Here is a 20,411-nt window from a genome sequence, read left to right as displayed (position 1 = left end):
TTTCCGGGAGCGCGCCGGACGAGGAGACCGCAGGGTCATCAACTGTCCCTCTCCGTAAAGGCTTAAAACAGATAACTCAGGAGGATTAAATAAGAGTAATCATAACCCAGCGTGAAATCGTTGATCAGAGCAATCCGAGCCGCGGTGGAGAAGAGGAACTTCTCTTGAAACTCCACTTTGAATCCGGGAATGACATCGACGCTCTTCTGTGTAGGGGTGTCGTTTTCGGAATCAAAAGAGCCTCCCCCCTGTCGGTAGGTCAGCTCCGTAAAAAAGGTGAAGTTCTCACCGAAGGAGCGGGCCAAGGCGGTATTCACGACGAGAAGGTCGGTCGGATCGACGTCAAACCTGTCCTTGAAGGTATATTGATAACCTGCCTGAACATGGAGATCTGTCATTCCCCAAAGAGAGACGGAATAAGCAAAGTCAAGCGCCACAACGGGATTCTCAGACCCTGCCTCATAACCCGATGGAAGACCCAGAGTACCGCGGACGGAAATGTTGGGATTACGAATCAGCGTGTACTTCGCTGAGAAGGAAGGGTTCGCAAGACCCCCGGTCTCTTTTTTGTCCGGAAAAAGATCGCTATCCAGACCAATGTGGAATCGATTGGTATCTTGAGAGAAAACGGCCGCCACCGAAAATCGATCGGTTACGCCGTAACCGACCAGGAAAACCTTTGAGACCAATTCGGCTGCGAAGTCGGGGCCGAATTGGTCTTCAATTTTATCTCCCTCGAACCGTGTGATCCGGGTGTTCTGATAAGCGAAGCTGAGGTTTCCTTCCCCCTCGTTGAAGCTGGGACTCCCGGTCATCGTAAAGAGCGGGGAAGCCTCATTGGTCTCCCCTCCCGAGATCCCCCCGATCCCGCCGATCGCCCCGAGCTGCGCAAGCGCTTGCCGCGATGATCCGAACGTGAGCATGCCAACCCAGATGATCAGGACGAGATAAGCAAATAACCGGTTTCGGATCTCTCTCCGTCGCGCCATGTCTTCCTCCAAAGAAGATTGATAACAGGAATGGATCGAAAGGACTCGCTTCCCATCCCATCAAGGAATGGTCAACATGGCACTCAAGTATAGCAAAAGATTCCGGATTGGCAATTTTTGGCAATTCGAGAGGACAAACCTGGAATGACAAAAGGGGGGCGTTTACAAGGATTCTTCCGGAGCGATGGATCTATCGGGGGGGGAAAGGTTGAAAGGATGCCTTCTCGCTGCTTCGGATCTGGATGGAGAGGCGATTGGTGATAATTTCACCGGTCCAGATATCTTTCCCCTTCTTCTCGACCCCCGCCGGCTTTTCTTTGTTGGCATAGGTGAGGCGAAGCCCATAGAGCCCTCGCTTCAGCGGATGGGGGGTCAGCTCGGAGAGGGGCGGGAGTTTCTTTCGAATCTCCTCCTCCGGTTTCAATTCAATAAAGTCGTCGACGGTCAACGGCTTCGGCGGATTGGTTTTAGTCTGCAGGAATCCGTGCGGCTCGGCAAAAAGCTCCCACTGAAGATCGCTGAACGGATCAAGCCGCTGGTTGACGACCAGGGGGCGGGTCGTGTTGTTCTTAAGCCGGATCGTGAGGCGGATCGGCTCGCCGAATTTGTAGATCGGTTTATCGGCATGGATATAAATCTCCAAATTCCCGTCTCGCCCGGACTCGTCCCCCGTCGCCGTCTCGCTTGCGAACAGAAGACTCAACCCGACGAGGAAAAATCGAACCCACCGAACTTGAAACGATGACATGATGTCTCTCCTGATCATTCGGCCGCCGAGTGAAACAATCCGTGGCGCCGGCTTCTTACGGGGAGGGCTGCATTCCTCTCCAAGCCTCTTCGCTCTTGGAGCGGTTCAACATCCGGTAGACGCGGCAGGGGATCGTCAGAAACACCCGATCAAGCCGGGCCATCATCCGCACCGCCGTATCGACGGCATACCGCTTCTCCGCCGGCAGCGGTTCGGTGACAACCCCTCCGATCGCCACCCCCTCCGCTCCCTTCAGGACCGACACCGGGATTCCTCCCCGGTCATAAACCGCCGAATACCCGACGAACCGGCTCCGCACCGCATAGGGATAGAGAAAGGGGAGAGGAGAATCAAACGGTCCGCAGAGGCCCGCATAGGCGACCGGCACCCCGAACGATTCCGCCAGCCGCTTCGGAAGGAGCTCCGGCATCCGGCTGATGCTTCGATTGACCGCCGTTTTGGCGAAGAGAAAACCACCCGCGGTGAAGTCCGGCCAAGCCGACGAAACAATCAGAAGGTTCACCTTGTTCCGAAACCGCTCCCAGATCTTCTGATCGAGCAGATCGGCGCAGATCCCGAAGCCGATCCGGCCGAGGGGGGTCTCGACCAGCAACGGCTCATCCCCTTTGGTGAAATAGCACTTCTCCTGAAGGGGAAGGCAGCGCTTCCGGTAAGAGGCAAGACGGCCTTGCGGACTGGTCAGCAAGAGGGTGTTGTAATGATTGCCGCCGTCCCGCTCGATCATTCCGCCGATCAGATAGATCCCTAATCCCTTTGCAAGACTTCGAAACCATCGGGCGGTCCGGCCGGAGAGATCTTCCCCGACCTTTAGGTTCTTCCAATCATAGCAATATCCGGTATTGAACAGCTCCGGTAAGACAATGATGCGGGCGCCGCGCGAGGCCGCTTCCCGAACCATCCGATCGGCCTTATTCAGGTTTTCCTCGACGTGATACGGAATCGAGGCCATCTGAATGGCGGCGATCGTTAAACGCTCGGGACCATTTTCCATCGAGGGCTCCTTTTGACAGAAAGCGCCGTCCATCAAATTCTCCCCTCTTCGTCATGATTTGAAGTGGAAAGCGCGTCTTTGCCGGTGTCCGACTGAGGCGGTTTTTGCGACGGTTGTTTTATGCGGTCCAAAAGAATCAGGATCGTGCGCGGGGAGGAGTTCCTTCCGGGAAGTTGCTTCAGATCCAATTCCGTGACGCGCTCGTCCCCCTCTCCCAGGTTTTCGCAAACATAGGCCGTCCGGTTCTCGATCCCCCGCGCCAGGAGCGCCTTGGCCAATGCGGCCGGGGTATTTTCCGCGTCGGTCAAAATGCCCGCCTTAACGGCATGCCGGACCGGTTCAATGACCCCTTCGATCGGCCGGTTCCGGACCGAGCCGAGATAGGCCTCTTCCCAGCTCTCTTTGATCCGGGCGAAGGCCAACTGCATGGCACTGACATTGGGGAGGATCTCCACCGCCTCTTTCCCAAGCTGCGCTACCAACCCTTGTGCGATTCCGTAAAAATTAGGATCCCCGGAGGCAAGGACCGCCATTTGGCGCCGGCCGAGATTCGATTGAATCATCTCGGCGATTTTTTTGAGGTCGGATTGAATCGGAATTTTCTTGGCATCGTGATTGGGAAAGAAGGCCAAAAGTCGCTCGGGGCCGAAGATCCACTCGGCATCCTGAAGCAGCCGCATCGCTTTGAGATTCATCGAGAGAACGCCGTCCTCCCCCACGCCGAAAACATGGACTTTCTCTTTTAGCGGATCACCCATCTGTAAGACGCATCCCTTCGGTGCAGGGTAGTCTATGCCGCACCGGCGATAAAAGTCAAGCGCCGGGGCGACGCGACGGGTCGTCCCGGCCTCTTCCTTGCCTTGAAAAGGGGAAAAGTTTGTGCTAACTTATCGTGCGAGGGAGGAGCCGATGGAAGAGGACGAAAAAGGGTTTCAGATCAGAGACCGCCGCGCTTACTTGAAGGAGACCGACCAGGATAAGCGGCCGGAGAAAGAGCATACGGAAAAACCGGCCTCCGCTCCGGACAAAGAGGCCCATGCAGCGTCTCCGAGCCGGGAGGAACACATTCATCCAGCAGAGGGCTCTTTTCCGGTTCATTTTTCCTCATTCATTCTTTCTCTCGCAACATCTGCGCTGATTCACCTGGGACAGGAGGCCAATCCCGCGACCGGAGAGAGGTCGGTGGAGCTGCCGGCGGCACGCCAAGTGATTGATCTGATCACCCTTCTCGAAGAGAAAACCAAAGGGAACCTGACCCCGGATGAGGAAAATCTCCTTCGACAGATCCTCTTCACCCTGCGCTTGAAGTTCGTCGAGGTAGAAAAAAAACGCCACCCCTGATTCGCCCTCCTTGTGAAGAGGTCAGGAAGGTCTCCCCCTTCCGTCGCCTCGGATTCGCTTCAATGTAAGGAGCTCCGTTTGTCAAAAAAGTGGATCCTTTTTCTTTTCGCGACCCTCTTCCTTTTGTTTTTTACCGTTCAGCTTGTCCTCCAAAGCGGTCTCTTCTCAGAGAAGGCGAAGGCCTATGCCGAAAAGGGGTTGGAGCGGTTGCTGGGACGCCCGATCCAAATCGGGGAGGTCGAACTTCGTTCTCTCTCCGCCTCGGTGGTGCTCAAGGGGGTCTCCGCCCGCCCCATCGGCGATGTCTCCCCTTTTTCGGCCCAAGAGATTCGGGTTTACTTCAGTCCTTGGTCTCTGCTGACCCAGTCGTTTTTCATCCGACAGATCGTGATCGAGTCTCCCTCGATCGCGCTGACGCCGGCGTTACTCTCTCAGCCCCCCTCCTCCTCGCGGGAGCAACGGGAGGAAGGCCCTCCGGCGGTCGTCGTTCGGACCGTTCGAATCAAAAACGGATCGCTTTCTTATCAGGGAGCCGGCCTGCTCCGCTCCCTCTCGCTTCAGGAGATCGAGGCGGAGATCCGGCCCGATCTGAGAATGACCCGATTCGAGATCGATCTCTCGGCGGAAACGGGGCGGCTTTCAACCGAGAAGGAGGAGAGAGCGATCGACCGGTTGGAGACGAAGGTCGCCTTGACTCCCGGAGCGGTCGAAATCCGGCAGGGCTCGCTTCTCTCGGGACGGGCGCACCTTCTGACCGAAGGGAAGGTCCATACGGGAGAGGACAATCGGCTCGACCTTCAGATCGACCTCCGTTTTCCCCTGGAGGAGGCGCCCGTTTCTCTCATCGCCGAAAGAAAACTCTCCGGCGAGGCGATCGTACAGGGGCACCTCACCGGCGCCTATCCCAATCTCTCCGCCGCGGGGAAGATCGCCCTTCCACAGCTTTCATCGGAAGGGACCGAGATCGGCTCCCTCCTCTCGGAAATCTCCTACCGGGATCGAAAGATCGTGATCTCTTCCTTCTCCGGCGAGCTGTTCAAGGGGACCTTCAGCGGGGAGGCGGAGGGCGATTTCATAAAGGAGACGCCCGCCTTCCGCGCCTCGCTTCAATACGGACGACTTCCTTTGGACAAGATGCGAAAACTTCTGTTGAATCTTCCGTCGGAAGTGGACCGGGCGCTGGAAGGGATTTTTCTCGACGGCGATTTCACTCTTTCAGGAAAGGGAGCATCCCCGGCCGATTGGGCGGGAGGAGGCCGTCTGGAAGCAAAACGGCTTCCCCTCTTCTCCCCTCCGTTTCGCGCCGAGGCGGGACGCCCGGAGAAATTGATTGCCCTGCTTCAAGAGGGAGAGATCCGATGGCGATGGTCGGAGAGTCGGCTGTCGGTCGATCAGGGGGAGCTCGCCTTCCCGAATGCGGAAGCGATCTTTCACGGAAATTGGAGCCAACAGCAGGGCCTCTCGATCGAGGTGGCCGCCCTGTCGGAAGAGGTCCAGGGATTGACCCGGGCCCTCGACCTTCCCTTCACCGGAGCGCTCCAGATCGAAGGCGCCCTCTCCGGAAAGATCGATCATCCCCGGATCGAAGGGACCGTTCTCCTCGATCGATGGACCCTTCAGCGTAAAACGATGGGGACCTTGATCTCTCACTTTATTCTCCAGGACCGGCGGCTTCAGTTAAAGGAGGGATCTCTGGAATCTCCGCCCGCCGCCGGGAAAAAGGCTTCCCCGGCTCCCTATCGGTTCAACGGCAGCATTCAGTGGGCCGATCCGAACGAACCGATGTTCGACCTTCAGACCAAGATCACCGCCGGCGATCCCCAGGCGGTTTTTGATTTCTTTCAACTCTCCATTCCCCTTCGGACCGCCGCGACCGGGACCCTTTCCATCAAAGGAAGTCCCCAGGCCTTCGCGGTCAAGGGGCCGCTGAGCTTGGCGCGGGGCTCGCTTTACGGCGAGCGCTTCGACCGGGGAAGGCTCGACCTGACGGTCACCGGGAAAGAAGCCCTCCTTCGCAAGATCTCCTTGGAGCGGGGCCCGGCCCGCGTCGAGGGTGAAGGAGAGATCCGATTCAACGGGACCTACCGGATGGCGGTGAAAGGAACCGATCTCCCCATTCATGAAATCGAGCTGATCCAGGCCCGGGCGCCGCTCCTTTCCGGAAAGATGGCGTTGGAGGTGGCCGGGGAGGGAAGTTTTAAGAAGCCGAACCTGGCGATTGTCGCCTCCGTCCAGGAGCTCCGATATGCCGATACGGAAGGAGACACCGGGACCGTTAAAGCCAATTGGGACCAGGGGGTCATCCGCCTGGAAGGAACGTTTCCCAAGAAAAACTTTTCCGCGAAGGGGGAGATCCAGCTGACCCCTTCGTACCCCTTTTCTTTCCAGGGCCGCTTTGCGCAACTTCGGATCGATCCTTTCATCCGGCAGTTTTTCTCGACCCCTCTCGCCGGGATCACCCTTCAGATGACGGGAGAGCTGGAAGGAGGCGGACAGCTCGCCAAGATGGACCAGGTCAATCTGACCGGAACGCTGACAGAGATCGCCGCCGACTTCGGCGGATACGCCGTCGGGAACGACGGGCCGATCGCCGTCAGATCGGAGCGAGGGGTCTTTGCCTTCGAGAACGCCCGGCTGAAGGGAGAAAATACCGCCCTAGAGTTCAATGGCGCGCTGACCCCTCTTCAATCGTGGGATCTCTTCGTGAAAGGAGAGGCCGATCTGAATCTGCTCACCTTTTTTTCCAGGACGATTACTTCCGGAAAAGGGAAGGCAACCCTCGACGTGCGGATCTCCGATCAGTGGAAATCGCCCCGTATTCTCGGCCAGCTCGCCCTTCAAGACGGCACGGTGCGAACGGTCCTCTTTCCCCAGTCGGTTCATGTCTCTTCTCTTTCGGTCGTCTTCAACGAACGGGTCCTTCTCCTGGAGACGTTCGAGGGAGAAATGGGCCGGGGACGGTTCCAGGCAAACGGGAAGGCCGATCTGGCCGGTTTCGGCGTCGGCCCGTTCGGGTTTCTTCTGGAGGTCGCCGACACCCGAATCAACCTTGCCAAAGATCTGACGGCGACGGTCGACGGCGAACTCCTCTTCCAGCGGGAGGGATCGGTCCAGACCCTCAAGGGTGAGATGGTCGTGAAGCGGGCGATCTACGATAAACGGGCCGATTTAAAATCAATGGCGGTCGAGTGGGTGCAGAAAACGGAGGAGACCTTCAGGGAAGAGACCCCTCTCTTCGGCGCCACGAAAATGAATATCCATCTCTACGGACAAGAAAACATCTGGGTCGACAACAATATTGCGAAAATTCCGCTCGAAATCGACCTTTTCTTGAAGGGATCGATCGACCGGCCGCTCTTAATCGGCCGGATCATGGTTCCGCGCGGTTTAATCTACTTCCGGAACAACGAATTCAAGGTCACCTCCGGCTCGGTCGAATTTTTGGATCCCCAAAAGATCGACCCTCGATTTGATCTGAAAGCGAGAACGGTGGTGAAGATGCCCGACAGCAAAGTGAGCCTCGATAAAGAGTACGCGATCGATCTCGGTCTTACCGGAAACCTCTCCAGGTTCACCTTGGCCCTCTCCTCCTCTCCCCCCCTTTCGGAGACCGATATCCTCGCTCTCCTCACCTTCGGAGTGACCACGGAGGAGTTCGCCCAAAGACAGGGGGGGGCCGCCAGCAGCGAGGCGACCAGCCTGATTCTTTCGGAGCTTCTGGAGGGAGCGGTTCCGAAAACAGGGGTGGTCGATCGAATCCAGGTCGACCCCTTTACCGGGGGGGCAAAGTCGTCGAGCGGCCCTCGGCTGACGGCTGAAAAACGGCTTCTGGAAGACCGGCTCTTGGTCACCTATTCGGCCACCCTCGATCCTTCCGAGGAGCAGCTGATCCGGATGATTTATGAGCTCGGCAAGAATGTGTCTCTGGTGGGGGAACGAGATCAAGACGGGCAGATGGGAGGGGATGTTCGATTCAGATTCGAGTTCCGATAATCGCGACAATCTGTCTTCTCATCGCCCCCCTTTTTGTTCATGCCCATTCTTGGGAAGGGAAGGTCATCCACCAGGTCAGCATCGATTTATCCGAGCGCTCCTCCGAGCCGGAGGTCTTCGAACAGATCGAACTTCGACCGGGACAGCGCTACCAGACCCGCCTCATTCGAAAAGCCATCGAGCGCCTCTACGCAACCGGCCGCTACCGCGACATCTGGGTGGAGGTCGAACCGGCGGGAGAGGAGGTCACCGTCAAATTCATCCTCATCGAGCGGCGGCTTCTCTCCTCGATCGACCTCTCCGGAAATTACTTTGTTTCCGAGGAGGAGATTCTCGGTGTGATCGGGATGAAGCCGGGGGACGAGTTTACGGAGGCCCGCTGGGAAAAAGCGCTCTCCGACGTGAGCTCGCTCTATCGAAGAAAGGGATACTTCCAAACCCGCTTCGCGACCGGCATCAAACGAGCCCCTCGCGATCGGAGAAGCGTTGATCTCTCACTCGACATTCGTGAGGGCGATCCGGCCAAAATCAGAAACCTCCGTTTGACCGGACAGAAAGAATTTTCAGACACCACAATAAGGCTTCGGATGATCACCTCCTGGCCGAAGGAGTATTATCGCTTCGACAAACTTGAAGAAAATATCAAAGGGGTCGAAGCATTCTATTATAGCGAGGGCTACTTGAAGGCCGTTGTCGGTCCGCCGATCCTCGAGTTTATTGAGCGGACCAATGAGGTCGACATCACCCTCCCGATCGCCGCTTTCAACAAGATCGACCTTCACTTCGACGGGCGGGGTCCCATGTCGGTGAAACAACTGGAGCCGCTGGTCCTCATCAAAGAAGAGCGGAGCGACGATTCGAGCACGCTCGAGCAGAGCGCCCAGGAGATTGAAGAATTTTACCGCAGAGCGGGTTATCCCTTTGTCCAGGTGACCGTCTCCGCCCTTCCTTTTCCGGAGGAAAACCGGACGGAGGTTCGCTTCAAGATCGAAAGCGGTTCCCGAACCCGCATTCGACAAATCAAATTCTCCGGCAACCACTCCTTTTCATCGGAGCGCCTGCGGGAGATCGTCCGTCTCCAAAAAGAAGGTCGCTTCTCGTCGAGTCTTTACACCCGCGAGCAGCTCGACGAGGATGCCTCCGCCCTGGTCCTCTTTTATAAGAGGGAGGGGTTCCGAGACCCGCGCGTCGCCCCCGAGATCGACTATGACGACACCCGAACCGACGCCACGGTCACTTACAAAATCGACGAGGGGATTCGAACCAGGATCGGCCGGATCACCCTTCAGGGGCATCAACGCCTGTCGGAGACAACATTGAAAAAAGCGCTCCGGGTCGCGCCGGAAGATCCTTATTATGAAGCGATCGTGAGGGAGGGGGCGCGCCAGCTCCTCTCCGCCTATGAAAAGGAGGGCTATCTTTACGCCTCCGTTCAGTCGCTCACCGATTTCTCCGAGGATCAGACGACCGCCGACATCACCTATGATCTCTCCGAGGGAGAGCAGGTCCGCGTCGGCCGGATCGTTCTCGATGGAAACCTGAAAACACGCGACCACGTTCTCCTCCGTGAGCTCGTCATTCGCGAGGGAGATCCTTATAGCTTCGACCAGATCCTCACGAGCCAGCAGCGCCTCTATCGAACCGGCCTCTTCTCGGGGGTCCGGTTCGAGCCGATTCGCTTCGAAGACAAACCGACGGTTCATGACCTCCAACTCTCCGTGACGGAACGCCCCAGCATCGGCGTGGAGTTCGGCGGGGGTTATGCCGACTTCGAAGGGGTCCGTGGATTTTTCGAGCTCTCCCATCGGAATCTCTTCGGCACCGGTCGAAGCCTCACCGCCCGGGCGCAGGGGAGCCGCATCCAGGAACTCTATACCCTGAGCTACCGGGAGCCGTGGTTTTTCTTTCGCGACACCGATGCCCATGTGGTGGCCGCCTATGAAGACCGGGAGGAGCGCACCTACGATCTGGAGCGGACCAGCGGCACCGTCGGCGTCGACAAAAGCTTCTCGAAAACCGTCAAGGGATCGCTCGTCTACCAATATGAACGGAACCGGCTGACGAATGTCGACCCGGATGCGCAATTGACCCCGCAGGATATCGGACGGGTCACGATCGGGAGCATCACCCCCTCTCTCATTCGAGACACCCGGGACGACCCTTTCAATCCCCGCTCCGGAACCTTGAACGGGATCACCGTCCAGGACGCCGCGCAAATCCTCGGCTCCGAGGCGCAGTTCGTCAAAACAACGGTCCAGAGCAGCTGGTATCAGGCCCTCTTCACGAGGTTCGTCTTCGCCTTCTCGGCGAGGGCCGGCGTGGCGCAGCGGTTCGGCGAGACCGAGGTGATTCCATTGACGGAGCGCTTTCTCGCGGGGGGGCGCAGTACGGTCCGCGGCTACGATCAGGACAAGCTCGGGGAGGAAGGGGTCACCATCATCAACGGGGATCCCACCGGCGGAAACGCCATGTTGATCTTCAACGAGGAGCTTCGAATCGCCCTCCCCCGATCGTTCGGCCTCGTCCTTTTTTTCGATCACGGCAATGTCTGGCTGGACCACCGGGATGTCCGCTTCTCCGACCTTAAATCGACCACCGGGATTGGCGTGCGGTATAATACTCCTGTGGGGCCGTTTCGGCTCGACTGGGGCTACAAGCTAAACCGTGAAGCCGACGAAAGCCCCTGGGCAATCCATTTCACCCTCGGGCACGCCTTCTAGAAAATCGAAACTTAGGAAACGAATGCGGTTCTCTACCAAAGAACGATGGCTCCTCCTCGGAATCGGGTTCCTCCTTTTTTTCTACCTCCTCACCCCCACGAAGAAAGAAAACGGCCCCCCGGATGAAAACGCGATCGATTCGTTGCCTCCTTCGATTGATATCGAGGTCTCCCGGCCCTCTCCCCCCGGCTCCGTCTCCCCCCCCTCCTCGGATCAAGCGGTTCCCCCCTGGGCGACGTTCAACGAAAAAGGGGTCGCCCTCTTCAACAAAGGGAGCTATCGGGAGGCGCTCGATCTTTTTCAACAGGCTTTCGCCCTCCAGCCGGAAGAGATCACTCTCCGCAAAAACGTCGCCCAGGCGCATGCGCAGCTCGGATGGGAGGCGATCCGGCAAAACGCCTTCGCCGACGCGGAGCCCCATTTTGCCGCTTCGATCGAGCAATTCGACAAGGAGGCCGCTTTCTATTTTGGGGCGGCGATTGCTTTCCATCGCCGTCAGAAGGAGCGGGACGCTTTTCGAATGCTGGAGATCGGGATTTCCCTTGATCCGGAGCAGGCGATCGCCTACAAGTTGCTCGGGGAGATTTATGAAAGCCGAAACGAATTCAAAAAGGCGATTGAAGCGTGGGAGAAGGCCTCTCGGCTCGATCCGAGAGACGCCGCGCTCTCGGCGAGAATGGAGAAGATGCGGCGGGAACACCGGCTCTTCTCCCAATTCCAGCAGGCGCAGACGCTCCACTTCAACCTTCTTTTCGAGGGACGGGAGGAAAAAGACCGGGCCCGCATGGTCATTCAGCTCCTCGAGCAGGCTTATCAAGAAATCGGGAGGACCTTTTCTTATTATCCCGACCGGACCATCCTGGCCGTTCTCTACACCGACCAACAATTTCGGGACGTGACCCAAAGTCCGGCTTGGACAAAGGCCCTCTTTGATGGTAAAATCCACCTTCCGATCGGGGGCCCGATCGAAAATGAAGCCTTGTTGAAAAAGGTGGTCTACCACGAATACACCCATGCGCTCGTTCACCAACTCTCGCGCGGCAAAACACCGACCTGGCTGAACGAGGGGTTGGCCCTCTACTTCGAAGAAGGGGGAAAGCTCGACCGAGATCGACTGACCCCTCCCCTTCTCCCGCTCGGCAGGCTCCACGGCACATTCATGGCGTATGATGAGCCGACCGCACGGCGGGCTTACGCACAGAGCCGCTCCGCGACCGCTTATCTGATCGATCGGTACGGCTTTTTTCGAATCAAGCTCCTTTTGGAGGGATTGGCCGATAACACCCCCTTTCCGAAAGCGTTTGAGCAGGTCTTTCTTATCCCTTACGCCGATTTCGAATTGGAGTGGCAGAAAAGGATGGGATCCGGATAGAAGTATGACGAAAAAAATGTGGTTCATCTCTTTTTTCCTGACCCTCCTCGTTGTTCCGGAAGGGCTCTTTGCCGCAGGCTCGGAGCGGATCAGGAATGTGGTCACCGAGGTCAAAAATCAGGAGATCGTCGTCACGGCGGAGCTGGTGGATGGATTCAACCGGGAGATCATCAGAGACATCCACGACGGCATTCCGAAAGATTTTTACTACTATCTCCTCTTGAAGCGAAAGCAGAAGAGCTGGTTTGATGAAGAGATCCTGGCCAAAACGATCCGTTACACGGTGAAGTACGACACGCTGAAGAAAAAGTACGCCGTTGTCCAGCGGGAGGGAGAACGGACGGTGGAAAACACGGTGGACGACCTCGAGACGATGAAACGGATTGTCTCGAAGATCGACCAGGTGAAGCTCGCCCCCGTCAGCGTTCTCAGATCGCGCAATCGCTATTATGTCAGCGTCAAATCGCAGATGAAGGCGGCCAAGCTCCCCTTCTATGTCGATTATTTTCTCTTCTTCATCCCCTTTCTCGAAATAGACACCCCCTGGGCCGATTCCGACTCGCTCTCAGTGATCCGGTGAGGGGAAGTGCTCAAGAGAGGCCGAATTCGTCTGAAGGGGACGTTCGGACCGCAGAGGAGACCGGGCTCGGCCTGAACCGATGAACGCATCCGATCTTGAAAAAACAGCGCCGCCGAAACCAAGGGGGGGGTTGCGTCCCGTTCTGATCACCGCCCTCTTTTTGGCCCTCTCGGTCTCCCTGACCGTCCTCTTTTTCAGAGGGGTCGAAGGACCCGCGCTCTTCTCGACCAATATCCTGGTCCTGACGTTGGTCAACGTCAATATCACCCTTGCCATTCTCCTGATCCTTCTCCTCTCCCGCAATCTGATCAAACTTTATTTCGAGCGCCGTCAGCAGCCGAGACGGTCGAGCTTCAAGAGCAAGCTGGTCGCCGCTTTCATCGGCCTCTCGATGATCCCGTCGATTCTCCTCTTCATCGTTGCCAGCGGTCTTTTGACGAGCAGCATCGAGAACTGGTTTTCGATCCAGGTGGAGAAGTCGCTCGGCCACTCGCTGGAGGTGGCGCAGGGGTATTATCAAAAGAGCGAAGAACATGTCTCCATGCTGGCCCAACAGACGGGGCGAACGATCCAGGAACGGAACCTGTTGGAAGGGCCTTATGAAGAATTGGCCCGGACCTTGGAAGCGCGTCAGAAGGAGTATGCCGTCGAGGCGATCCACCTCTTTACCCCCGCATTCCATCGCTTCGCCTCGACCGCAAAAGGGATCCCCGACCTGCCCAACGCTCCCTTTCCCGCCACCGACCTCCTTCAACGGGCGCTGCGCGCGGGCGAGCCGATCACGACGGTTCAATCGACCCACCGGGGAGACCTGATCCGGGGAATCCTTCCTCTTAAGACAAATGAACGGGTGGTCGCCCTTCTCGTCGTCGACTCCCGTATTCCCTCCTCCTTCGTCGGCAAGATGGAGGAGATTAAAAAGGCGCTGGAAGACTACAAACAGCTCAAGGCGTTTAAAAACCCGATCAAGGGGAGCTATATTCTCTCTTTCTTCATTATCGTCCTTCTGATCATCTTCTCGGCGACCTGGTTCGGTCTCTATCTCGCCCGCGGAATCACCGTCCCGCTCCAGAAGCTGGCGGAGGGGACCGAAGCGGTGGCGCAGGGCGATCTGGCAGTTCAAATCGATGTTCAAGCCAACGACGAGCTGGGGGTCCTGGTCGACTCCTTCAACAAAATGACGGCCGACCTCAAACAGACTCAGGAAAAGGTCAAGGAGGCCAATCGCTCCCTCACCGAGTCGAATCTGGAGCTGGAGAGCCGACGGGCCTACATGGAGGGGATCCTTCAAAACATCGCCGCCGGGGTCATCTCGGTCAATGAGAAGGGGATCATCACCACCTTCAACCCCTCGGCGGAGCGGATCCTGAACATCTGCGCCGCCGAAGCGGTCGGAGAAGCGTACATTCCGTTTTTCTCCTGCCGAAAATTGGAGCCGATGGCCGATCTACTCGACAAGATTCAACGATTCAAGAAAACCGCGCTGGAGGAGCAGGTCCATCTCGAAGTCCGGAAGAAGTCTTTGACCCTCCGGACCGCCGTCTCCCTGCTGCAGGGAGAGGATCAACGGGTTCTCGGCGGGGTGATCGTTTTCGATGATCTGTCCGAATTGATCCGGGCGCAGAAGCTCGCCACCTGGCAGGAGGTGGCGCAGCGGATCGCGCACGAGATCAAAAACCCGCTGACGCCGATTCAGCTCTCGGCGGAACGGCTGAGAAAAAAATACTATGAGCATTCGAGCGATTTTGATAAAATATTCGACGAGTCGACGCGGATCGTCATCAACGAGGTTCACGATCTGAAGAATCTGGTCGACGAATTCTCCAACTTCGCCCGAATGCCGGCCCCCCGGCCGACGCTTCAGAAGATCGAACCGATCTTGAAAGAGGTCATCGTCCTTTATCAATCGGCCCACAAAGATATCACGATCTCCGCTCAATTCGATGAGACGGCTCCTCTCCTCAACCTCGATCGCGAGCAGATCAAGCGGCTCTTCGTGAACCTTCTCGACAACGCCGTTGATGCGATGAACCGCGAAGGGGGCCTGAGCCTTCAGAGCAGCTACGACCAGGCGCAGCAGAAGGTCCGGATCGAGGTCGCCGACGAGGGATCGGGGATCTCTCCGGAGGATCTCGATAAGCTCTTCCTCCCGTACTTTTCCAGAAAGAAGACCGGAACGGGGCTAGGGCTGGCGATCGTCCATCGGATCGTCATCGATCACAACGGCCAGATCCGCGCCGTCCCGAGACAGCCGAAGGGGACGACGTTTGTGGTGGAGTTTCCTGTTTAATGAGAGCGTTGCTATGTCGGAAACAATTCTGATCGTCGACGACGAGCCTTCGATCCTCTCGACCCTCTCGGGGGTCTTGATGGATGAGGGGTATACCGTCGTCACCGCGGAGCATGGCGCGGCGGCGATTCGCCAAGTTCAATCTCAGCCGCCGGCGCTGGTTTTGCTCGATATCTGGATGCCGGAGCCGGATGGGATTGAAACCCTCAAACGGCTGAAAGTTCTCTTCCCCGAGCTGGTTGTCGTGATGATGTCGGGGCACGGCTCGATCGAGACCGCCGTCAAGACGATCAAACTCGGCGCCTACGACTACATCGAGAAACCGATCTCCCTTCAAAAAGTCGTCTTGATGGTGAAGCACGCCCTCACCGAATTTCGGCTCCGGCAGGAAAACCGCAGCCTCAAGCGGCTGGTGGAGAAGAAAAATGAAATGATCGGAGCGAGCCCCACGATCATCCGATTGCGGGAGCAGATCGGCATGGCGGGGCCGGCGCAGAGCCGCGTCTTGATCTCGGGGGAGAACGGCACCGGGAAAGAGCTCGTTGCCCGCGCGATCCACAGCCAAAGTCCTCGCCGCGCGCAGCCGTTTCTCGAAATCAACTGCGCCGCCATCCCCGAAACCCTGATCGAAAGCGAGCTCTTCGGCTACGAGCGGGGGGCGTTCACCGGAGCGAATCACCAAAAGAAGGGGCAGTTCGAGCTCGCCGACGGCGGGACCCTCTTTCTGGATGAAATTGCCGATATGGCGCTGGCGACCCAATCGAAGGTCCTCCGCGTTCTACAGGAGCAGGAATATTACCGGGTCGGCGGGAGCGAGCGGGTCAAGGTCGACGTCCGGGTCATCGCCGCCTCGAACAAGAACCTCGCCGAGGAGATCAAAAAAGGAACCTTCCGGGAAGACCTCTATTACCGATTGAACGTGATCCCGCTTCATGTCCCCCCGCTGCGCGAGCGGGCCGAAGATATCCCGATGCTGCTGGAATATTTTACCAAAGAGCTCTCGCAGGAGCAGGGGATCAAGCCGAAGCGTTTCTCTCCCGAGGCGATTGCCGTGTTGAAGCGGTATCACTGGCCCGGGAATGTCCGTGAGCTGAAGAATATCGTTGAACGTTTGATGATTATGGTCGCCTCGCCGGTGATCCTCCCACAGGATCTCCCCGAATTTGTGACCGAAGGGCTCCCTCCCGAAGACAACTCCTTCCCCCCCGTGGAGGGGGGCGCGCCCGGCTCGCTCAAAGAGGCGCGCAATGTCTTCGAGAAGAAATACATTCTTGCCAAGCTCCAGGAAAACAGCTGGAACGTCAACCAGACGGCGGAGGCCCTCCAGATCGAGCGCACCTACCTTTATCGCAAGATGAAGTTCCTCGGCATCGAGGCGCCGGGAGGGGAGTAAAGACCCGGCTTTGCCGAATCGTATTCTTTCCCTTCAAATCGAAAAGATCGTTCATGGCGGCGACGGCTTGGCCCGGCACGAAGGCCGCGTGATCTTCGTCCCCTACACCCTTCCGGGGGAGACGGTCGAAGCGGAAATCGTCCGAGAAAAGAAAGAATACGCCGAGGCGGAGATCGTCCGGATCATCACCCCCTCCCCCGAGCGGAGAGAAGCCCCCTGCCCGGTTTTCACGATCTGCGGGGGCTGCCAGCTCCAGCACCTCCCGGAAGAAGGGCAGCTTCGCTACAAAGTCGAGGCGATGCGGGAGGTCCTGGCGCGAATAGGGAAGATCACGTCGTATGATCTCCTTCCACCCATTCCTTCTCCCCTCCCGTTTCACTATCGGACCCGGACACAACTTAAGGTCGAGCGAGGCGAGCTCGGCTACTATCGGCAGAAGAGCCATGAAATCGTTTCGATCGACCGCTGCCCGCTTCTCATCGCCCCCCTGAATGCAGCGATTGAAGCGATGCTCCGCTCCCTCCAGCGCGACCGGCTCGAAGAGATCGAACTGCAGGCGCTCCCCTCCGGCGACTTTCTCATTGTCCTGCGCGGCGATCAGTTTCCGCAGGATCGCGCGGAACACTTCTACGAAACCGTGCGGCAAGCGCTTCCGTTAAAGGGGGTCGTCGTCGGCAACCGGCGGGGCTGGCATGTTTTCGGAGAGAATTTCCTGATCGACACCGTCCTCGAGAAGCGCTTCCGGATCAGCGAGCGCGCCTTCTCGCAGGTGAACCCCGCCGTCAACCGGCTTCTAATCGAAACGCTCCTCGATTGGTCCGCGCCGTCCGAGAACGATCGCCTCTTGGAACTCTACAGCGGGATCGGCAATTTTACCCTCTTCCTTGCTGAACGCGCGGGGAGGGTGACGGCCGTCGAAGGAAACCGCGCCGCCGTGGAGGACGCCCGACGGAATCTTCAGACCGCCGGCCTCACCAATGTCACCCTTCAAGTCTCTGCCTCCGAAGAGGGGGTGCGGCGCGCTGTCAAAGAGAAGAAGCCGTTCTCTCAAATTTTTCTCGACCCGCCGCGCGAAGGGGCCGGCAAAGCGGTCATGCAAGGAATCCTCTCCCTCGCGCCACAGAAAATCCTCTACCTCTCCTGCGACCCTGCCACGTTTGCACGCGACACACGAATCCTCCTCGACCGGGGATATCTTCTCAGAAGGCTCCAACCCTTTGACATGTTCCCGCAGACGGGGCATTTGGAATTGCTCGCCGAGATCGTTTGCGTCTGATCATCCACTGAACTCCTCCGGCCGAACCGGGTAGGTGAGGGCGCGCCGCAGCACCGCCAGGGTCGATTCTTTGATGCTCTTAAACGGCCGGAATCGAACCCTCGGGTCGGTCAGCTTCCCCTCGACTTCAAAGTAGGAGGCGATGAACATCTGGTCTTTGCCGAGCAAGATCGGTCCGGCGACGGGAAGCTGCTTGAGAATATCATCCACCAGCCGGAAGACCTGAACCCCCATCAAAAGATCGAACTCGTTCTTTACAAGATCGATCTTCCCATTGGCGATGACACGGACATCCTTACCGAAGAGAACGGTGTCGTGCAGCGCGACTTTCCCCCGCTCGATGCTCAAGCTTCCGGAGAGGACATCGTATTTGATCCCCTTTACATCGGGATCGGGAAGGGAGCGAAGATTCATCAATGCGAAAATCCGGGCCAACGCCCTGAACCGATAGATCGTCCCCTTCTCCAGGTAGACGATCAGATTTCCCTCCAGATTCTTTTTAAACTCCTGGAGATTATTCCCTTCGGTATTCAGGCCCCCCGCCATGAGTCCCCGTCCCGACATGATCGGCCGCTCTCCGTCTCCGCGAAAATCGCTCAGAAACGCGGCCACATTGATCTGCTCCAGCTTGGGGGTCAGCGCCAGCGCCACCGATCCGTCCCGCCGAAAATAGACCTGGGCGAAATCGGCCCTGAAGATCCCCCCCGCAAAATCGGCTTCGGTCTCCCGAAATTGCAGCGTCTTCTCCCGATAGATCATCGCGCTCTGCCAATTTAAGAAATCATACTCATTTATCTTAAGGTGATCGATCCGAAGCAGCCCGACTGCATAGCCACTCTCCTCATGATCATCCTGATCGGGCTCCGGGGAGATCGGCCTCGGCTCCTTCGGTCGGTCACCCGCGCGCGCAGCTTCCACCGCGTCGGGGGGAAGGCGGAGCGCATCCCAATCGAGGGTTGTGGCGTGAAGATCGAACTCGACCCCTTCCTCATAGAGGTCGGGCATCTTCCCGTTTCCCACCAGCCGGCCTGTCCCCCATCCCCCTTCGGCGCTCTCGATCAAAAGCTGTTTTCCCTCCACCCGGACGGTCCCTTTAATTTTCTGGATCGGCCGAAATGCGGAGAAGGGGGTCAGCGTTCCGTCGCGAACCAAAAGACGGCCATGGAATTCTGTCTGAGAGGGGGCCTTCAGGGGAATTTTTATCTTGAGATCGGTCTCAACGGAACCGCCGGTTTGGAGCCGCTTGAGCCGCTCGTTCCCGAAGCGTTTATACGCAACCTCCGCAGCATCCGAGAGGGAGACTTCTCCCGAGGTTTGAATCTCCAGTCGACCCTCTGTGAACGGTTTCAATAATCCGGTAGTCTTCGTGAGGGTGGAGTCCAAGAAATGTGTGTGGTAAAGGGTGATGTGCCCCTCCCGGCGATCATAACGCCACAAGGCTTGATCGACTGCAACCGGCGGAAGGTCTTTGGAGAGGGTGACGGAAATCTGTTTCGACTCTCCCGCCAGATGCGTTTCCGGCGAGCGAAACAGCCGGTGGAGCCGGAACAGGTCGGCGCCCGGCGCATCAATGGTAACCCAGCCCCACTCGAACACAAAAGAGGGAACCGCTTCGGAAAGATAGGGCTGAATCAGATCGGAGTCGAAACGAATGAGCGTCACGATGAAATGGGCTGTCTCTCGTGTGAAGCCTAAGAACCCCCCTTCCTCCTCCACGCTCCCATCCACCTGCAGATGGGTCGCCTTGTCGACCAAGATTCCTTGCCAGACGGAGGGGATATCGATCTTTACGCCCACCTTTCCATCCCAAAAAGGACGACGGATCCGGGCTTCTATCCGTTGGGCCGTCCATTCCACAGGGCCGCCGGAAAGAGCATGATCGAGGAGGGAAAGCCTCCCTTGCCGTAGAGTAACGATCCTCGATCGGTTCGCCACCTTCCATCCTTTGCCCGCTTCCCTTTCCCTCTTCGGAAGGAGATCCTTGAAGTTCCACTCCCCGTTCCGATCTCGAATCAGAGAGACGGTCGGCTCGATCAGATGAATCTCCACAATCTCCATCCGCTTCCAGAGGAGAGGAAGAAGCCGAAATCCGATTCGAATCTCTTGGACTTCTGCAATCGGCCGCGCTTCTTCCTCCGCCCCGATCACAACGCTCCGGAGCCGAATTTCAGAGCCTGTCAGGAACGAGACGCGAATCTCGTCGACGGAAAAAGGTCGGCCGATCGCTTGTTGTAATCGCTCGGAGAAAAAAGGGATGAGCCGATTGAGGGTGATCCATTCCGGGAGGACAAACAGAAAAAAGGCGAGCAGCAACAAAAAGAGGGCGGCCCAAGCCGGCCGCCGCGTCTCTCCCCTAAACCATGATTTATTTTTAATGGGGACCTCTCCTCGTATGACAGCCGCTTCGGCGGACTTCTCTTTTGCTGCTCTTGGAAGCGCCCCCGTCCCGTCCGATCAAAAAACGGGCAGACAGGACGGGGGGGCAGTAGACCAAAAAAACGGATGGCGTTGCGTTATGGAGGGGGACCGACGGTCCTTCTCCCGGTCAGAAGCTGAACAACGAGCAACACGGCGGCGATCACCAGCAGGGCATGGATCACTCCCCCCGCCAGGTTCAAGCTGAAGCCGAGCGCCCAGAGGATGAGCAGGATTACAAAAATGGTCCAAAGCATCGTGTCTCCTTTCAGCAAATCATGA

General features: G+C 57.7%; 14 protein-coding genes. 8 read left to right on the top strand and 6 right to left on the bottom strand.

The window, feature by feature from the left end:
* Window positions 1–62: 62 nt before the first annotated feature.
* From MCM46_10130 to cbiE, 4 genes are all read right to left on the bottom strand, one after another.
* Window positions 63–989 carry a hypothetical protein gene (locus tag MCM46_10130; protein ID MCG3112165.1) on the bottom strand — a complete coding sequence of 309 codons (927 nt, stop codon included), beginning with the start codon at window positions 987–989 and terminating at the stop codon, window positions 63–65.
* A gap of 190 nt (window positions 990–1,179) precedes the next feature.
* Window positions 1,180–1,737, bottom strand: coding sequence for a hypothetical protein (locus MCM46_10125; GenBank protein ID MCG3112164.1), 558 nt, complete (start codon window positions 1,735–1,737; stop codon window positions 1,180–1,182).
* Between the two features lie 55 nt (window positions 1,738–1,792).
* The gene (locus tag MCM46_10120; protein MCG3112163.1) at window positions 1,793–2,749 is read right to left on the bottom strand and encodes a carbon-nitrogen hydrolase family protein; all 957 of its coding nucleotides are present in this window, start codon (window positions 2,747–2,749) and stop codon (window positions 1,793–1,795) included.
* 32 nt (window positions 2,750–2,781) lie between these two features.
* Window positions 2,782–3,507 (bottom strand): precorrin-6y C5,15-methyltransferase (decarboxylating) subunit CbiE, encoded by a 726-nt coding sequence (cbiE, locus tag MCM46_10115; protein MCG3112162.1) that lies wholly within the window; start codon window positions 3,505–3,507, stop codon window positions 2,782–2,784.
* Between the two features lie 151 nt (window positions 3,508–3,658).
* On the opposite strand from cbiE, the gene MCM46_10110 reads away from it, so the two are divergent.
* From MCM46_10110 to rlmD, 8 genes are all read left to right on the top strand, one after another.
* Window positions 3,659–4,090 (top strand): DUF1844 domain-containing protein, encoded by a 432-nt coding sequence (locus tag MCM46_10110; protein ID MCG3112161.1) that lies wholly within the window; start codon window positions 3,659–3,661, stop codon window positions 4,088–4,090.
* Between the two features lie 78 nt (window positions 4,091–4,168).
* On the top strand, window positions 4,169–8,083 hold the full coding sequence (locus tag MCM46_10105) for a translocation/assembly module TamB domain-containing protein (GenBank protein ID MCG3112160.1): 3,915 nt from the start codon (window positions 4,169–4,171) through the stop codon (window positions 8,081–8,083).
* A gap of 218 nt (window positions 8,084–8,301) precedes the next feature.
* Entirely contained in the window at window positions 8,302–10,803 is a 2,502-nt protein-coding gene (gene bamA, locus MCM46_10100) for an outer membrane protein assembly factor BamA (GenBank protein ID MCG3112159.1), read from the top strand.
* 22 nt (window positions 10,804–10,825) lie between these two features.
* Window positions 10,826–12,175: a tetratricopeptide repeat protein gene (locus tag MCM46_10095; GenBank protein ID MCG3112158.1), complete on the top strand. Its 1,350-nt coding sequence runs from the start codon at window positions 10,826–10,828 to the stop codon at window positions 12,173–12,175.
* Window positions 12,176–12,179: 4 nt separating this feature from the next.
* Entirely contained in the window at window positions 12,180–12,755 is a 576-nt protein-coding gene (locus tag MCM46_10090) for a DUF4390 domain-containing protein (GenBank protein ID MCG3112157.1), read from the top strand.
* Between the two features lie 130 nt (window positions 12,756–12,885).
* Window positions 12,886–15,045: an ATP-binding protein gene (locus tag MCM46_10085; GenBank protein MCG3112156.1), complete on the top strand. Its 2,160-nt coding sequence runs from the start codon at window positions 12,886–12,888 to the stop codon at window positions 15,043–15,045.
* A gap of 13 nt (window positions 15,046–15,058) precedes the next feature.
* Window positions 15,059–16,438, top strand: coding sequence for a sigma-54 dependent transcriptional regulator (locus tag MCM46_10080; GenBank protein MCG3112155.1), 1,380 nt, complete (start codon window positions 15,059–15,061; stop codon window positions 16,436–16,438).
* Between the two features lie 10 nt (window positions 16,439–16,448).
* Complete coding sequence (rlmD, locus tag MCM46_10075) at window positions 16,449–17,714, top strand: 23S rRNA (uracil(1939)-C(5))-methyltransferase RlmD (protein ID MCG3112154.1); 1,266 nt, start codon at window positions 16,449–16,451, stop codon at window positions 17,712–17,714.
* Here rlmD and MCM46_10070 read toward each other — a convergent pair whose 3' ends face one another.
* Both MCM46_10070 and MCM46_10065 read right to left on the bottom strand, forming a co-directional pair.
* Window positions 17,715–20,027: an AsmA-like C-terminal domain-containing protein gene (locus tag MCM46_10070; GenBank protein MCG3112153.1), complete on the bottom strand. Its 2,313-nt coding sequence runs from the start codon at window positions 20,025–20,027 to the stop codon at window positions 17,715–17,717.
* Between the two features lie 200 nt (window positions 20,028–20,227).
* Entirely contained in the window at window positions 20,228–20,386 is a 159-nt protein-coding gene (locus tag MCM46_10065; GenBank protein MCG3112152.1) for a lmo0937 family membrane protein, read from the bottom strand.
* Between the last annotated feature and the right edge of the window lie 25 nt (window positions 20,387–20,411).

The organism is Candidatus Manganitrophus morganii, from assembly GCA_021651055.1.
Classification (GTDB): domain Bacteria; phylum Nitrospirota; class Nitrospiria; order SBBL01; family Manganitrophaceae; genus Manganitrophus; species Manganitrophus morganii.
Note: the sequence above shows the minus strand (reverse complement) of the source record. Positions and strands in the feature narration are given on the sequence as shown.

Coding starts and splice junctions, on each gene's coding strand:
- MCM46_10130 (MCG3112165.1), bottom strand. CDS start 989: ATGGCGCGACGGAGAGAGATCCGAAACCGGTTATTTGCTTATCTCGTC.
- MCM46_10125 (MCG3112164.1), bottom strand. CDS start 1,737: ATGTCATCGTTTCAAGTTCGGTGGGTTCGATTTTTCCTCGTCGGGTTG.
- MCM46_10120 (MCG3112163.1), bottom strand. CDS start 2,749: ATGGAAAATGGTCCCGAGCGTTTAACGATCGCCGCCATTCAGATGGCC.
- cbiE (MCG3112162.1), bottom strand. CDS start 3,507: ATGGGTGATCCGCTAAAAGAGAAAGTCCATGTTTTCGGCGTGGGGGAG.
- MCM46_10110 (MCG3112161.1), top strand. CDS start 3,659: ATGGAAGAGGACGAAAAAGGGTTTCAGATCAGAGACCGCCGCGCTTAC.
- MCM46_10095 (MCG3112158.1), top strand. CDS start 10,826: ATGCGGTTCTCTACCAAAGAACGATGGCTCCTCCTCGGAATCGGGTTC.
- MCM46_10090 (MCG3112157.1), top strand. CDS start 12,180: ATGACGAAAAAAATGTGGTTCATCTCTTTTTTCCTGACCCTCCTCGTT.
- MCM46_10080 (MCG3112155.1), top strand. CDS start 15,059: ATGTCGGAAACAATTCTGATCGTCGACGACGAGCCTTCGATCCTCTCG.
- MCM46_10065 (MCG3112152.1), bottom strand. CDS start 20,386: ATGCTTTGGACCATTTTTGTAATCCTGCTCATCCTCTGGGCGCTCGGC.